The 13,770-nt window shown below is 63.7% G+C and carries 18 protein-coding genes; 6 read left to right on the forward strand and 12 right to left on the reverse strand.

The window, feature by feature from the left end; translation table 11 throughout:
- Positions 1 to 214 precede the first annotated feature (214 nt).
- The 6 genes from WAN02_RS31005 to WAN02_RS31030 form a co-directional block, all read right to left on the reverse strand.
- On the reverse strand, positions 215 to 721 hold the full coding sequence (locus WAN02_RS31005) for a GNAT family N-acetyltransferase (RefSeq protein WP_422269198.1): 507 nt from the start codon (positions 719 to 721) through the stop codon (positions 215 to 217).
- Between the two features lie 44 nt (positions 722 to 765).
- Positions 766 to 1,671, reverse strand: a complete 906-nt coding sequence (locus WAN02_RS31010; RefSeq protein WP_422269199.1) for an SAM-dependent methyltransferase — start codon at positions 1,669 to 1,671, stop codon at positions 766 to 768.
- A 2-nt stretch (positions 1,672 to 1,673) separates the two neighbouring features.
- Positions 1,674 to 2,057, reverse strand: a complete 384-nt coding sequence (locus WAN02_RS31015) for a DUF3054 domain-containing protein (protein WP_422269200.1) — start codon at positions 2,055 to 2,057, stop codon at positions 1,674 to 1,676.
- 9 nt (positions 2,058 to 2,066) lie between these two features.
- A complete protein-coding gene (locus tag WAN02_RS31020) occupies positions 2,067 to 3,191 on the reverse strand; it encodes a hypothetical protein (protein ID WP_422269201.1) in 1,125 nt (374 codons plus the stop codon).
- A gap of 52 nt (positions 3,192 to 3,243) precedes the next feature.
- Positions 3,244 to 3,651 carry a winged helix-turn-helix transcriptional regulator gene (locus WAN02_RS31025; protein WP_422269202.1) on the reverse strand — a complete coding sequence of 136 codons (408 nt, stop codon included), beginning with the start codon at positions 3,649 to 3,651 and terminating at the stop codon, positions 3,244 to 3,246.
- 250 nt (positions 3,652 to 3,901) lie between these two features.
- On the reverse strand, positions 3,902 to 4,876 hold the full coding sequence (locus WAN02_RS31030) for an NmrA family NAD(P)-binding protein (RefSeq protein ID WP_422269203.1): 975 nt from the start codon (positions 4,874 to 4,876) through the stop codon (positions 3,902 to 3,904).
- Between the two features lie 351 nt (positions 4,877 to 5,227).
- On the opposite strand from WAN02_RS31030, the gene WAN02_RS31035 reads away from it, so the two are divergent.
- A complete protein-coding gene (locus WAN02_RS31035; protein WP_422269204.1) occupies positions 5,228 to 6,136 on the forward strand; it encodes an NmrA family NAD(P)-binding protein in 909 nt (302 codons plus the stop codon).
- Between the two features lie 45 nt (positions 6,137 to 6,181).
- Positions 6,182 to 6,427, forward strand: coding sequence for a hypothetical protein (locus WAN02_RS31040; RefSeq protein WP_422269205.1), 246 nt, complete (start codon positions 6,182 to 6,184; stop codon positions 6,425 to 6,427).
- A gap of 130 nt (positions 6,428 to 6,557) precedes the next feature.
- Here WAN02_RS31040 and WAN02_RS31045 read toward each other — a convergent pair whose 3' ends face one another.
- Positions 6,558 to 6,884 (reverse strand): hypothetical protein, encoded by a 327-nt coding sequence (locus tag WAN02_RS31045; protein WP_422269206.1) that lies wholly within the window; start codon positions 6,882 to 6,884, stop codon positions 6,558 to 6,560.
- Positions 6,885 to 7,060: 176 nt separating this feature from the next.
- Between WAN02_RS31045 and WAN02_RS31050 the strand changes: the two genes are divergently transcribed.
- Positions 7,061 to 7,480 (forward strand): hypothetical protein, encoded by a 420-nt coding sequence (locus WAN02_RS31050; protein ID WP_422269207.1) that lies wholly within the window; start codon positions 7,061 to 7,063, stop codon positions 7,478 to 7,480.
- A gap of 31 nt (positions 7,481 to 7,511) precedes the next feature.
- Here the strand turns inward: WAN02_RS31050 and WAN02_RS31055 are convergent, their stop codons facing one another.
- Complete coding sequence (locus tag WAN02_RS31055; RefSeq protein WP_422269208.1) at positions 7,512 to 7,865, reverse strand: hypothetical protein; 354 nt, start codon at positions 7,863 to 7,865, stop codon at positions 7,512 to 7,514.
- Between the two features lie 95 nt (positions 7,866 to 7,960).
- On the opposite strand from WAN02_RS31055, the gene WAN02_RS31060 reads away from it, so the two are divergent.
- Both WAN02_RS31060 and WAN02_RS31065 read left to right on the forward strand, forming a co-directional pair.
- Positions 7,961 to 9,145: an acyl-CoA dehydrogenase gene (locus WAN02_RS31060; RefSeq protein ID WP_422269209.1), complete on the forward strand. Its 1,185-nt coding sequence runs from the start codon at positions 7,961 to 7,963 to the stop codon at positions 9,143 to 9,145.
- Positions 9,146 to 9,157: 12 nt separating this feature from the next.
- Positions 9,158 to 10,306, forward strand: coding sequence for an acyl-CoA dehydrogenase family protein (locus tag WAN02_RS31065; protein WP_422269210.1), 1,149 nt, complete (start codon positions 9,158 to 9,160; stop codon positions 10,304 to 10,306).
- Between the two features lie 6 nt (positions 10,307 to 10,312).
- Here the strand turns inward: WAN02_RS31065 and WAN02_RS31070 are convergent, their stop codons facing one another.
- Together WAN02_RS31070 and WAN02_RS31075 are read right to left on the reverse strand one after the other, a co-directional pair.
- Entirely contained in the window at positions 10,313 to 10,534 is a 222-nt protein-coding gene (locus WAN02_RS31070; protein WP_422269211.1) for a hypothetical protein, read from the reverse strand.
- A gap of 54 nt (positions 10,535 to 10,588) precedes the next feature.
- Positions 10,589 to 11,383 carry a hypothetical protein gene (locus WAN02_RS31075; protein ID WP_422269212.1) on the reverse strand — a complete coding sequence of 265 codons (795 nt, stop codon included), beginning with the start codon at positions 11,381 to 11,383 and terminating at the stop codon, positions 10,589 to 10,591.
- 329 nt (positions 11,384 to 11,712) lie between these two features.
- On the opposite strand from WAN02_RS31075, the gene WAN02_RS31080 reads away from it, so the two are divergent.
- Positions 11,713 to 12,570 carry an SDR family oxidoreductase gene (locus tag WAN02_RS31080; RefSeq protein WP_422269213.1) on the forward strand — a complete coding sequence of 286 codons (858 nt, stop codon included), beginning with the start codon at positions 11,713 to 11,715 and terminating at the stop codon, positions 12,568 to 12,570.
- Here WAN02_RS31080 and WAN02_RS31085 read toward each other — a convergent pair whose 3' ends face one another.
- A complete protein-coding gene (locus WAN02_RS31085; protein ID WP_422269214.1) occupies positions 12,571 to 12,906 on the reverse strand; it encodes a YnfA family protein in 336 nt (111 codons plus the stop codon). It lies immediately after the preceding gene.
- Between the two features lie 17 nt (positions 12,907 to 12,923).
- Positions 12,924 to 13,770, reverse strand: an 847-nt coding sequence (locus WAN02_RS31090; RefSeq protein ID WP_422269215.1) for a cellulase family glycosylhydrolase, incomplete at its 5' end; no start/stop codon positions are given.

Raw genomic sequence — 13,770 nt, forward strand, 5'->3', positions numbered from 1 at the left:
GCTGAAAACCGATTCCGTGGCGGGCTGGGCGGCCAGCGTGGCTCGCCACGCCTGCCGATGCCAGCCGTAGCCGTCGAGTGCAACAGCCAGATGCAGCGCTGGGTTCATGAGCGCCACTCTCCCCCGCAAGCGGGTGGGGGTACCCGCAGCCGCGCAGCGGCGAGGGGGCGTGCCGCCACCCGATCGCCACGCTCTGCATCGTCGTCGGCGCGGGTCACGGCAGGTCCTTCACGAATGCGATCGGGAAGACGGGTCCCCGCGACGGCAACGGTTCCGAAAGCCTTGTGTAACCTGTCGATTCGTACAGCGCTTCGGCCTCGGGCTGACGGTGGCCTGTCGTCAGGTACACCCGCCGGTAGCCGCGAGCGGCGATGGTGTTTTCCAGTTCGACGAGCAGTGCGGTGGCATACCCACAGCGGCGGTGCGCGCTGTCGGTCCAGATTCGTTTGAGCTCGGCCGTCTCGGCGTCGAATCGTTGGAACGCCCCGCCGGTGACCGTCATCCCGTCGACCTCGCCGATCAGAAAGCCGCCGTCGGGCGCCGCGAACTCCGCCAGCGGAACCGACCGCAACCACGCCATCACGGTGGGCGGCGTGCTCTCGTAGCGTTGCGCATACTCGACGGCCAGCTCGTCCAGCAGCGGCTGAGCCCTGGGATCGTCCGGACCCACTGCCAGGAAGCGCAGCTGGCCCGACGCGGTTGGTTGGCTGGGTCGAAGCATCACTACATGTCTAACGTCTCGTTGTTGGCTGCATTCCGCCGCGACTACGCCAAAACCGCGCGAACATAGCGGCCGGCCACCGTCACGCCCTTTAGATCTTGGCGACGCAAACCCGGTAGCCCGGTAGCGCTGAACAACTTCTCGAGCCCCGTCACCACGGTTCGCCAACCGAGTTCGGCCAGGGATTCGGCGACGTCACGGTATTCCTCTGCGTAGGTGAACTCGGCCATGTCGCCTTTGTATCCGAACTGTCGCCAGCCATCCGCCAGAGCGTGCTCCTGGCTCCTGAGCGGCTGCGGCCGCTGCGGAAAATAGTCGGCCGCGGCCCGGCTTCCGGGCGCGCTCAACGCGGTGACGTTGTCAAGCAACCGGTCCTGTGTGGCCGGCTGCAGAAACCCGATGAACAATCCCTCCGCAACCCACACGGTGGGTTCGGTGGCGTCGAAGCCGATCCTGCGCAACGCCTCCGGCCAGTCCTGCCGAAGGTCGACGCCCACCGCGCGCCGGTTGGCAGCCGGAACCGCGTCGAGGCCTCGCATTGTCTGGGTTTTGAAGTCGATCACCTGGGGTTGATCGACTTCGTACACGGTGGTGCCGGCCGGCCACCACAGCCGATAGGGCCGTGCGTCCAGCCCCGACGCCAGTATCACCGCTTGCCGAATCCCGGCCCGGCACGCGTCGGTGAGGAAGTTGTCGAAGAATCGGGTACGAATCGCCAAAAGATCTGTCAGCAATGCTAATCCGTTATTGTCACCGAGATCGCTGAGAGCCATCTCGCCGCTGGCCACCCTGGTGAAAAAGTCGTTCCCGACGGCGCTGACCAACGGCTCGGCGAACGGGTCGTTGATCAACCCCGCCCGGTGTGCCAGCGCCCTCGCGGTCGCCACCAAGGTCGCGGTTGTTCCGACGCTGGTGGCCGGACCCCAGGTGTCGCTGTCTGTTCGCGCCATGGTCACGCCCGCCGTTTCGAGAGCTTTGCGCGCCGCCTGGGCTGGGCTAGCGCTCGCCAACCCAACAGCAGCAGCGCGGTGACTGATGACGCCACCACGATGAAACTGGCGGCGACGCCGGCCGAGCTGACCTTACGCAGCAGCATCCCGACGACGACCGTGCACAGCCACACCACGACCCCGGTGGGATATACCGCTGTCGGCCGACGCCAGGCTTGAGCGGCCAGCCACCCCACGGCGGTCCCGCTCAGGAAGGGCCATGCTGTCGAGGCGATGCCCGCGATGTTGAGACCCTCGTCGTGGCTGCGCCGCCCGGCGGCACAAAACGCCAGCACACAGGCCACATCGATGCCCAGCCACACCGGACCGCGCCGCGGACGCTCCATGCGGTGAGGCTACCGTTCTGGTCGATCTCGGGGCGCCATCATGGCCGGTGGCCGTTGCGGGAGGATCGGGGTCGAGGGCCAGCGCCGGGTTCCCGTCCAGGGCGCCGGCGGGGCGTCGAGCTGCTTTGCGAGCAGCAGCGCCGCCGCGTCGTAGTTGGCCCGCCAGCCCCGGAAATGCGGCCACGCCTCCTCGTCGGAGCGCTCGATCGGGTAGTCGACTTCGCGCAGCATGGCGACCGCCTGCTGGAAGTCGCTGAATGTCACCGAGATTGGCGTATCGGGGCAGGGTTCATCGGATACCGGCTGGCCCATTGTTTTGGCGATCTGCGAGATGGCGACGAAGCCCATCCGAAGCGCGAGCCGCGGCGCCAATCTGGGTTCGACTGACGGGGCAAGCGACAAGTGCAGAGCGGCGGCATCCATGACCGCGATCAGTGACGTCAGCCAATGTGACAACGGATGCGGCGAGCGGAAGCGAACCAGAGTGACGTAAGTGGTGTGCGACTCGGTTACTTCTGCGGCCCATCGCTCCCACGAGAAGAACATCGTTTCGAGAACTCTCGCCATGTTGCCGTCCTGGATTATGCCCCACCGACTGCGGGCCAGCAGCTCCGGACCCCAGGACGGCACACCCGAACGCGTGCCGAGCAGCGTGACTTCGGTTTCGCGCTTGTTGAACGCGGCGTAGAGCGTCGGCAGGTACCCGACCTGCAGTCCGATCACGACCAACCCGGTGAACGCCGCCAGGTACTCCAGCGTCGTGCTGCCTCCGCTCGAGGGCGCTGCGTAGCCAAGGGTGAAGATCGAGGACCCCGCTTCGGAAAAGGCCTGCCCTAGATGGCCTTTCATGCTCGGCAGCAATAAGAGGGCAAAACCGACGATGAGCATGGCCAGCCACGCGGCGAGCCGGGCGAGCAACGACATGGGCGCTTGCCAGGACAGGATCGCATTCCTGCGCCCAAAGGAGCGCACCGGCTTGGTGAGGATCCGGAACACGATGTCAAGGAGCCACGCGACCATCCGGCTGGCCGGGGAATTGACCGCCCGCGGGACGACCAGGGTGCCCGCGACGCTCATCAGCGTCCCCATCACCACCATCAGCCCGGCCGCGAAGCCGATCCACGCACCGACCATAGGAGCATTCAAACAGTGCGCGGTGTGAGTCGCGCGTGATTTGTGGCCTCGCTCAGCGTTTTTGTTTGGGGCGCAAGCGCGCCTCTGCTTGAGCAAGCTGCACGTTGTGGCCTTCCGCGCACTGAACGTGGGTGCCCAGCGGTGAGCCGCAACCTTCGCCGTGCACCAGATCGAGGCGTCTCGCGTCGCCCTGCAAGAGCATTCCGAATTCGACCAGGCTGACTAGCACGGGAAACAATTGCCGGCCCCGGCCGGTGAGCACGTACTCGTATCGAGTGCGCTGACCCGGCGTCTTGTAGGGCTGCTTCGCCAGGACCCCGGCATCGACAAGCTGTTTGAGACGTGTCGCCGCTATTTGCTCCGTGAAGCCGGCGCGTTGCGCAAAATCCTCGAAACGCGTAGTGCCCCAAAATGCCTCACGAAGCAGCACCAAAGCTGAACGTGTTCCGATGGTGTCCAAGGCCCGTTCGATAGGACAGACTTCGCGGTAGCCGGTTCTGTCGCCATCGGCCAGACGACCCGTCAAAGTCATCGCGTCAGTTGCTGGGGTCATCGCACCACCCTACCCGCTGGCATTACTTTGCCATAGCCAGATGGCTGATTTATCCGCCGCTGAACAGGCCGATCGACCAGGTAGAACGGCCAGCTGGGCCCTCGAACTAGGGTGCCCGATTGCGCTCCTCTGCGAAAGCGCTTATCTGCTTTGCCTTTCAGGCATGGTTAGCTGACACATACCCTTGGCCACAGTTATCTAGAGTTTGCGTCGCATCCAGCACCGCGCGATTCGCACGCACGAACTCCCGCAGCGATACCGGCGTCCGGTTGATGAGTCGACTCAATTGCGTGCAATCGGCAGGTGGGGCACCTCGGGCCGCGACCGCCGCTCCGACATTGGCGATGTGACCGGCCATGGCGGGGTTGACGACGCCACCCGGATGATCCTCGGCAACGCGGACAAGCTCGTCGCGCCACTGGTCAGATGAGATCGGCTCGAAGGTGATCAGACGTCCGAGTTCCTCGGTGAGGATCTCGGCGATCGCGTGGTGGTTCAGCAGCTCCGATCCCGTCGGGTAGCAGACCGGGCCATCGAAGGTGGAAGGATGCAGCAGAGCTGCCACCGCAAGCTCCCCCGCGTCGCTGCCGTTTATCCAGCCAACTTGCCCATCACCGAAGCTGTTACGCAGCAGGTTCTCCCGCCTGATCGAATCGCCGTGCAGAGCAATGAGATTCTCGTGGAAGGTCGCACCGACCCGCAAGATCAACACGTCGAGTCCGCCCCAGGTCATCACTTCTTCGGCCAGCCATTGCGCACGGCCGAGATCGCTGGGATGAAGCGGGTGCGCCGGCCCCATCGACATGACGACGGTCCTGATGGCGCGTCCCGTCTCGCGAACCGCGGCGGTGTAGTTGGCCGCGGCAGGGATCACGCCGGCTTCAACCGGGTAGGTGAAATACGCCAGCTCGACGTCGGTGAGCGCGGTGACCAGACTGCGGCGATCATGCAGATCCCCGGTGACCACTTCGGCGCCGAGCGCGGCAAGCGCGTCGGTGCGTGCGCTGAACGTTCGGGCCAGGATTCGAACTGGCCTGCCTTCTTCACGCAGGCGACGTGCGACGTGTGCGCCGGTGGACCCATGACGCCCGGTGGCACCGGTCACCAGGACCGGTGCGGCTGATCGGCTCATTGAGACTCCTCGGGTGTACGCGGCGTCACCGCTCAAAGGACAGCTCTAACCTATCGTTACTGGCTTGTGTTTTGTCAAGCCAATTAGTGAATCTGGACCTTGCACACGTTGTGCCACTGGGCTTTTCTCGTGAAGCGATCAGAGGGTCGGCGGTGAGGGCAGCTGCCCGGGGTTCACCGGGCCGTCCGAAGCCACCGGGCTCTTGCCAGGTGAGAGCCAATTTATTCCCAGATTCTCAACTTCCCCAGCGGGCATAAATCGCGTCTGTTGATAGCTTGACTTTAATAGAGCTAGCTGTGACAGTGCGATTTATCAGCTTCTTACGAATGACTGCGCAGAGAGGGACGACCAATGACCAGTGAGTCCACCACGACAGACCGCACCCACGACCGAGCGTTGCTTGTTACCGGAGCGGCCGGCAGAACCGGCGGATACGCCGCGAAACTGCTGCTCGAACGCGGCCACCGCGTGCGCGCCCTGGTGCACCGCTTTGACGATCGCGCCGCGAAACTGCGTGACAGCGGCGCCGACGTTATCGTCGGCGATCTGCAAGACACCGACGCCGTCCGCGAGGCGGTCGACGGCGTCCGGGCGGCCTACTTCGTCTACCCGATCAGCCCGGGCCTGCTCGAGGCGACCACCGCCTTCGCCCAGGCCGCCGAGGAAACCGGAGTCACCGCGATCGTCAACATGTCACAGATCTCGGCCCGCCGCGGGGCCGCAAGCGACGCGGCACGCATCCACTGGCTGGGTGAGCGGATCCTGGACTGGTCTCCGATTGCTGCGACCCATTTGCGCCCAACGTATTTCGCGGAGTGGTTCACGATTTTCGGTGCTAAGGGTATTCGTGAGGAGGGCGTACTGCGGCTCCCCTTCGGCGACGGGCACCACGCACCGATCACCGCAGAAGACCAGGGCCGGGTGATCGCGGCGATCCTGGAGAACCCCGACGACCACGCCGGCCAGGTTTACCCATTGTTCGGCGCGGTCGAAATGAACCACTACCAGATCGCCGACGCCATCTCCGAAGCGTTGGGACGGCCGGTGCGCTACGAGCCCGCAGACATCCCGACGTGGATCGACGGCATCAAAGCCCAGGGCTTTCCTGAGTTCTTGGCGCAGCACCTCAGCAACGTCGCCGTCGACTACCAGAACGGAATCTTCGCCGGCAATAACGACCTGGTCGAACGAATCGGCGGCAAGAAGCCCACAACGGTGCAGGAATTCATCACCGACCATCTCGCCACGTTCACCAGCTGACATCAAACCAAGTGGCATAACAGGATTCGAACTTAAGGCGCCAATATGACGATAACCGAGCACGCTCCCTACTCGACCGGCATCGACGATTCGTACCAAGTAGCGGCCATCGAGTCGCACGCCGGCGCTCGCCCGCAACCAGCGGCCAGCGACGCGAATTCGCATTTCCCGCAACGGCAATGGCGGTTGCGTCGACTGACGGCGATCGCGGGAGGTCGGCGTTATCACCATCCACGGCGGGAGAGGTTCGTCGAAGAAGCCGCGATGTCCCGGGAGATGTACCGACTGTGACATACCGGCATTACAGACTGCATGTTTCTGAGTTCGCGGCTGAACAGCGGCATCGACAAATAGCTTACCGCGGTTTGGCGAACGCCAGCAGCCGCGCCTTGCCAGCGGTTGGGATTCGACCTGGACGTGTTTACGTCGAGGACTTCGCCCTCGACGTGAAGTCGATCGCCCGGTCGCGTCGCGGTGGGCCAGGCGACCTCACCGCCGGCGCCGATAATGCCGCCCGCCAGCGCAATTCCTGACGTGACGAGCAAGCGCATCGTGATCGCGGCGGTGTGTCAGCCGCTGCCCGCGAGCCCATGAAAAAGGTGTCTTGCGCAGACTCGTCGCTGATGTGAAACGGTTGGGGGTCCCACTTGATTGCGAATTCGATGATGTCGTCGGCGGTGAGGTCGTAGACATCGGTACGAAATCGATGCCCGACACGAAGATCGTCCAGCCAAAGCTCGGTGGCCATCGTGACCCTCCGCCGTTACCCATCTGACTGCAATCTTAGATAGTCAGCCAATTCTGTCCGCGAGATGTTCAGGGTGTTAATCACTGTCGGCCTCGCGACTAAAGGCTGCTGAAGAGTTGCCTCGCGGCGGTGCGGGCATCCGACGTCATCGGCCGGCCCGGTTATCGTTGGATAACGTGACCACCACAGACCAACCGCCCGACTCGCTGCTCGCGGCCATGGCGGAGGCACACATCCCGGCAGAAAATCACCAATTCATCCGTCGAGTCACCGCCGCAATCGGCATCGCCGAATACCGTGCGGTCGCCAGTCCTGACAAGCCTTACATCGTGGCGAAGAGGCGCGACGGTCTGCCCGATCTGCATATCTACCACGGGTACACAACCGGCTTTCTCACCGAACAAGAAATCGCCGGCGTCGCGGACAACGGCGCCGGACGCGGACCCAGTTCGCGAAAGGGAACCTGGTACGTCGAGCACCCGGAGAATCGGGTGCGCCTAAGCGGCAAGCGTTCCGGCGATGTTCGGCGCGAGGGAAAATTTTGCACATGCGGCATGCAATTGTCGCTCACCGGAGTATGCGTCAGCTGCGACTAATTCAGCTGTGGCTGAACGTCATTGACACGTTTTAGGGGACCCGTCTCCAGTCCTGGCAGTTATGCGACTCGAAGGCCTTGACCCCCGTATTGATGTTCGCGAACATCGGACCGACCGAAGTGTTGGTCTGCAGGACATGGTCCTTGTCCGCACCGGGTGTGCTGTAGGTAAACCAGGAACACATTGAGTCCTGGGTCGGCACGTTGTTGATCCACACTCCAAAGGCCGATCCCGACCCACCCGTGTGGTACAGGCCCGGTGCGATGTCGGGTCCGACGACGAAGACACCGTTTCCAGGGATCGGGTCGAGCGGATCGGCGACCGCCGGCGGGGCCAGCGCGACCACCGCGATGAACACGGCCGACAAGCGCAGCAGTGCGGGCATGACTCTTCCTCCAAGCTGAAGCCCCTCACGGCAGCCTAAGCCCGAACGGACGCCGACGCCGACGATTCCGTTTCCCACGGTGGCAGGATGAGGCCATGAGCACTGGCACACTTCCCGCCTTCAATCCACAGGACCCGCTCGGCCTAGACAGCTCACTGTCCGACGACGAGGTCGCAGTGCGTGACACGGTCCGTCAGTTCTGCGCCGAGCACGTCATCCCGCACGTCGCGGAGTGGTTCGAGATCGGCGATCTCCCGGTCCGCGACCTGGCCAAACACTTCGGACAGCTCGGATTGCTCGGCATGCACCTGGAGGGTTACGGCTGCGGCGGGGCGTCGTCGGTGCACTACGGGCTGGCGTGTACCGAGCTGGAGGCCGCCGACTCCGGCATCCGGTCGATGGTCTCGGTACAGGGGTCGCTGGCCATGTTCGCGATCTGGCGATTCGGCTCTGAAGAACAGAAGCAACGGTGGCTGCCCGGCATGGCCGCCGGCGAACTGCTCGGCTGCTTCGGCCTGACCGAACCCGACGCCGGCTCCGATCCGGCTTCGATGACCACCCGGGCGCGGCGTGACGGATCGGACTGGATCCTCGACGGCCGCAAGATGTGGATCACCAACGGATCGGTCGCCGACGTGGCGATCGTCTGGGCGGTGACCGACGACGGCGTGCGCGGCTTTGTCGTCCCCACCAAGACGCCCGGGTTTTCCGCCAACACCATTCACCACAAGCTCTCGCTGCGGGCGTCGATCACCAGCGAGCTGGTGCTCGACGACGTCCGCCTGCCCGACGACGCCATGCTGCCCGAGGTGAAGGGGCTCAAAGGTCCGCTGTCGTGTCTGTCGGAGGCGCGCTACGGCATCATCTGGGGTTCGATGGGCGCCGCGCGATCCGCGTGGCAATCGGCGCTGGACTACGCAGGACAACGCACCCAATTCGGGCGTCCGATCGCCGGATTCCAGTTGACCCAAGCCAAACTCGTCGACATGGCCGTCGAATTGCACAAGGGTCTGCTGCTGGCCCTGCAGCTGGGGCGACTCAAGGACAGCGTGGGTCTGCGACCCGAGCAGGTCAGCTTCGGCAAGCTCAACAACACCCGGGAAGCGATCGAGATCTGCCGCACGGCGCGAACCATATTGGGCGGCAACGGAATATCGCTGGAGTATCCGGTGATCCGGCACATGGTCAACCTGGAATCGGTGCTCACCTACGAGGGCACTCCGGAAATGCACCAGCTGATCCTGGGTCAGGCCTTCACCGGCATCGACGCCTTTCGCTGACAGGAGCAGCTAATGAGCACACGGCTGGAGTACACCTCCGAGCACCGGCAGTTCCGCGAAATGGTTCACGATTTTGTGCAGCAGATTGTCGTCCCGGCCCACGAGCAGTGGGAGAAGGCCAGCTGCCTGGACCGTTCGTTGTTCACCGAAGCCGGCAAGCTCGGGCTGCTGGGGTTTTCGGTTCCCGAGGAGTTCGGCGGGCCAGGTGTCGACGACTTCCGCTACAACGCGATCGTCGTGGACGAACTCCAGCGGGCCGGCGCGGCGGCCGAGGCTATCGCGTTGTCACTGCAGAACGACATCGTGCTGCCCTATCTCACTGACCTGACGACAACCGAACAACAGCGACGCTGGTTACCAGGTGTAGTCACCGGCGAGACCGTGATCGGCATCGCGATGACAGAACCCGGCGCCGGTAGCGACCTGGCGGGGATCCGCACTACCGCGGTGCGAGACGGCGACCACTATGTGGTCAATGGCGCGAAGACCTTTATTTCCAACGGGCAGACCGGAGACTTGTTCGTCGTCGCCGTGCGCACCTCGCCCGATCGGCACAAGGGGTTGTCGCTGCTGGTGGTCGAGCCGGAAACACCGGGGTTCAGCCGCGGCAGGAACCTGGAGAAGATCGGTCTGCACGCCCAGGACACCAGCGAGCTCAGCTTCACCGACATGCGGGTTCCCGTCGAGAACCTACTCGGCGAAGAAGGGCGGGGCTTTTATCAACTGATGAAGAACCTGCCCCAGGAACGGCTGTCGCTGGCCGTCGGTGCGGTGGCCGCGGCCGAGGGGGTGATGGCCGAAACCCTCGGCTACGTCAAGCAGCGAAGCGCGTTCGGCTCCCCCATCTCCGGCTTGCAGAACACTCAATTCGTGCTCGCCGAGCTGTCGACCGAAATCGATGTCGCGCGTACCTATCTCGACGACTGCATCGCCGAACACCTCACCGGCGAGTTGACCGCGGCCCGGGCCGCACGGCTCAAATGGTGGACCACCGAACTTCAGGTTCGTACCGCCGACCGCTGCTTACAACTGCACGGCGGATACGGGTACATGCGGGAATATCCGGTCTCGCGCGCTTTCGTCGACGCGCGTATCCAGACGATTTACGGCGGGACCACCGAGATCATGAAGACGATTATCGCCAAGGATCTCGGGATTTGAGGTCGCTCAGGCACATTCCCGGGTGATCATCGACATCCCGTTAACACCGGGCACGGGCAGTGTCTCCACCGGGGAGGGCATTCGCACCGCTGCTCCGACCAAAATCATCGCCGCGGCGGTGGAGGCATCCACTTCCCACTGCGACCCGCTTCCGTATTTGAGGAGCTTGTCGCGGGTTTCGGTGTCGGTGATGAACATGATCCATACGGGTTCTGAGTTGTTTTCCATTGTTCTACCTCTGCAAGTTTTCGGGCTGGACATGGGCGCTGGATGAGGACACGACTATGAGGCCACCTCGCAGTCACTCGACCGGACTGGCTTTGCCAGGCTGACGGGGAGCAAGCCGGAAAGCCCCGTGCCGATCTGACCCCGGCGAAATTGCTCGTGGATCAAATCCTTTGTCTCGCTGACGATCTTGGTGAGCTGGTTCGGTTGCGCGTGGTTGAAGAAATCGCGGCGGTTCCACCACAGCAGCTTGGTTCGGTAGTGCTCGTTGGGATAGGGCGTCGCCGGAACGGCCGCCACCACTGGTCCAGAAGAACGCCAGGTGTTCAGGATCGCCGTCGCGGAGGTGCACATGAGGTACTGGAAATCGAGGATGACCATCATGTAGAACCCGCTGCGTGCCAAGGCGCTGGTAAGGAACGGATTCCGGCCGGCAGCATCGGTAACCCAGCCGGCTTTCATTTCCAGAACGCCATGGGGCACGCGGTCGGCAATCATCTGCCGGACGTCCTGCTGACCGGGCTGGCCCGCCCACTCAGTGACCGCATGCGAATCGTCGGCGGAGCGAAGCGCCTTGGCCCGCAGGCCGCCAACCACCTGTCCGGCATCATCGACGACGGCGCAGAACATGATCGTGTCGTGGCCGTCGCGCAGTGCGTCGACGTCGAGCGCGCATTCCACGCCACGCTTCCGGTAACTCCGAACGGCGCCGGCCGCGTACTCGGCCCACAGTTCGGGGTCGGCGGACGGCTGGGAAACAATGAGGGTGCCCTCGATGTCCGGGTCAGGCCAGCTAAAGCCCTGGCCAAGCAAGAAGCCTCCGACCGGTGAGCCCAGGGTTGCGGGTTTCATCGGTCTCCTCTTCGGTGGCATCAGACTGGATGTCGGGTAAATCCGCGATATATCATTCATTTAGTATCTTTTGTTCTTATAGAAATACCAGACGATATTCGACAGCACAATAGGCAGTCATCTGGACTCGTTATCCGAACAAAAGCTGAGGATCAAATAAGAAACGAAAGGCGGCGTGATCGCGCAGCGATGTGCGCTTAGACCGCTGACCAGCGAGGAGAAGCCCGGCCGGTAGGCAGCCCTACGTCGCACAGCGCCCTCACGCGGCGTCTCTGAGCGGCACCGAAAGCTGGTACTGCACCGGACTTGACACCTGTAAAGTCCGTCGAATGGACAACATCAGGGGTAAGACCATCGTCATCACCGGCGCTGCCCGCGGCATCGGGTACGCGACCGCGCAAGCGCTGCTGGCGCGCGGTGCCCGCGTGGTCATCGGCGACCGGGACCTCGATGTGCTCGAGAGCGCGGTCGCCGGCATCAGCACTCTGGGACAGGTGACCGGTCATCCCCTAGACGTGACCGACAAGGAATCGTTCGCGGCATTTCTCGACAAGGCCCGTGCCGACGGCGGCGGGCACATCGACGTGTTGATCAACAACGCCGGTGTGATGCCGGTAGGTCCGTTTCTCGACCAGTCGGCACAAGCCATCCGCTCGTCGATCGAAGTGAACTTCTACGGGGTGCTCACCGGTTGTCAGCTGGTGCTGCCGGAGATGGTGAAGCGCCGCAGCGGGCACATCATCAACATCGCGTCACTGGCCGGCATGGTCGCCGTGCCCGGTCAGATCATCTACGCCGGAACAAAATTCGCAGTCGTCGGGCTGTCCACCGCGATGGCCGACGAGTTCGCCTCGCAAGGTGTCAAGGTCACCGCGGTCCTGCCGACCTTTACCAACACCGAGCTGATCTCGGGGACGTCGCCATCGGCCGCGCAGAAGCCGGTCGAGCCGTCCGAGATCGCCGGCGCGATCGTCAAGGTGCTCGACAAGCCGAAATCTCGGGTGTCGGTGCCTAGTTGGGGTAAATCATTTGCCGCCGTGTTCACCCTGCTGCCGGACCGCGGTCGCCGCTGGCTCAACAAGAAGACGGGCACCGATGCGGTGTTCCTCAACCTCGACACCGCCGCTCGCCGGACCTACGAAGATCGCGCGCAGCACGCGACGGGGGTCGTGGAGCGCAAGGAGTGATCAGCGCCCCCGCGGCGCGTACATGATCACACCGACGCCGGCCAGGCACACCGCCGCGCCGATGATGTCCCAGCGGTCCGGCCGAAAACCGTCCAGCGCCATGCCCCAGGCCAGTGATCCGGCGACGAATACGCCACCATAGGCGGCCAGCACGCGGCCGAACTGCGAATCGGGTTGAAAGGTGGCGACAAAGCCGTAGGCGCCCAACGCAATCACGCCGAGGCCCGCCCAGATCCAGCCGCGATGTTCGCGGATGCCCTGCCAGACTAGCCACGCGCCACCGATTTCCAGCACCGCGGCCAACGCGAACAGCAGGATCGACTTTGCGACCGTCACCGCATCAGCGTAGGGCCCTAACCGGCCGTCGAGGCGGTCAGGGTTCTGATGGTCTGAGATTCGATGCCCTCGAACGCAGTTCCATCCGGCCGCAACAGATCGTGGAACCAGACCTTCGGGACCGACGAATACGGGTGGTTCCACGAGTCCCACGGGAAGTAGGTCTGCGTTTTGCCCGCCACCAAACCCCAGTTGATCGCACCGACATTGTGCCGCCTGGCAACTGGCAAGATGCTCTCGATGGTGCTGCCCTGCGGACGGGCCATGTATTCGGTGCACAGGATGGGGCGTCCATGGGGGGTGAGTTCACCGATGCGGCGTTCGAACGTCGACGGCCCGGCGTAGGAGTGAAAGCTGATCACGTCGGAGTTGGCGAGCTGAATGTTCTGGATTGTGGTGCGGCTACCCGGGTCTGACCATTCGCCGTCCCACACGCCGCTGGTCAGCGGTTGACGCGCATCGGCGGCGCGCGCCCAGTTGAAGACCTGAGGGAGCAGATCGGCGACCCGTTCGAGTTTGTCGCCGCGCTCGACGCTGCGATATTGCGGTGCGGGATTGTCAGGTTCATTCCACACGTCCCAACCCAAAACCCGATCGTCATTGCGGAATTGGGTCATCACGCCGGTGACATAGTCCTGCAGGGTGCGGGTGTAGCGCTTGTCATCGATGCGCTCGGCCCCGGGGCCCTGCACCCAGCCGGAGTTGTGCACCCCGGGCGTCGGCGCGTGCTGTTGGCCGAGTTTGGGGGACGGATCCCAGCAGGAATCGAACAGCACGAACAGCGGTTTGATCCGGTGACGTGAAGCGATGTTGACGAACTGCGCCAGACGCGTTTGAAAGCCGCGGGAGTCCTGAGCCCACAGC

The organism is Mycobacterium sp. (assembly GCF_049281135.1).
Taxonomy (GTDB): Bacteria; Actinomycetota; Actinomycetes; order Mycobacteriales; family Mycobacteriaceae; genus Mycobacterium.

Bases quoted from the DNA above. Each gene is read 5' to 3' on its own strand.
- WAN02_RS31065 (WP_422269210.1), top strand. From the start codon at position 9,158: ATGAGCACACGGCTGGAGTACACCTCCGAGCACCGGCAGTTCCGCGAA.
- WAN02_RS31030 (WP_422269203.1), bottom strand. From the start codon at position 4,876: ATGAGCCGATCAGCCGCACCGGTCCTGGTGACCGGTGCCACCGGGCGT.
- WAN02_RS31005 (WP_422269198.1), bottom strand. From the start codon at position 721: ATGCTTCGACCCAGCCAACCAACCGCGTCGGGCCAGCTGCGCTTCCTG.
- WAN02_RS31080 (WP_422269213.1), top strand. From the start codon at position 11,713: ATGGACAACATCAGGGGTAAGACCATCGTCATCACCGGCGCTGCCCGC.
- WAN02_RS31075 (WP_422269212.1), bottom strand. From the start codon at position 11,383: ATGAAACCCGCAACCCTGGGCTCACCGGTCGGAGGCTTCTTGCTTGGC.
- WAN02_RS31060 (WP_422269209.1), top strand. From the start codon at position 7,961: ATGAGCACTGGCACACTTCCCGCCTTCAATCCACAGGACCCGCTCGGC.
- WAN02_RS31020 (WP_422269201.1), bottom strand. From the start codon at position 3,191: ATGGTCGGTGCGTGGATCGGCTTCGCGGCCGGGCTGATGGTGGTGATG.
- WAN02_RS31045 (WP_422269206.1), bottom strand. From the start codon at position 6,884: ATGGCCACCGAGCTTTGGCTGGACGATCTTCGTGTCGGGCATCGATTT.
- WAN02_RS31015 (WP_422269200.1), bottom strand. From the start codon at position 2,057: ATGGAGCGTCCGCGGCGCGGTCCGGTGTGGCTGGGCATCGATGTGGCC.
- WAN02_RS31040 (WP_422269205.1), top strand. From the start codon at position 6,182: ATGACGATAACCGAGCACGCTCCCTACTCGACCGGCATCGACGATTCG.
- WAN02_RS31010 (WP_422269199.1), bottom strand. From the start codon at position 1,671: ATGGCGCGAACAGACAGCGACACCTGGGGTCCGGCCACCAGCGTCGGA.
- WAN02_RS31035 (WP_422269204.1), top strand. From the start codon at position 5,228: ATGACCAGTGAGTCCACCACGACAGACCGCACCCACGACCGAGCGTTG.
- WAN02_RS31070 (WP_422269211.1), bottom strand. From the start codon at position 10,534: ATGGAAAACAACTCAGAACCCGTATGGATCATGTTCATCACCGACACC.
- WAN02_RS31055 (WP_422269208.1), bottom strand. From the start codon at position 7,865: ATGCCCGCACTGCTGCGCTTGTCGGCCGTGTTCATCGCGGTGGTCGCG.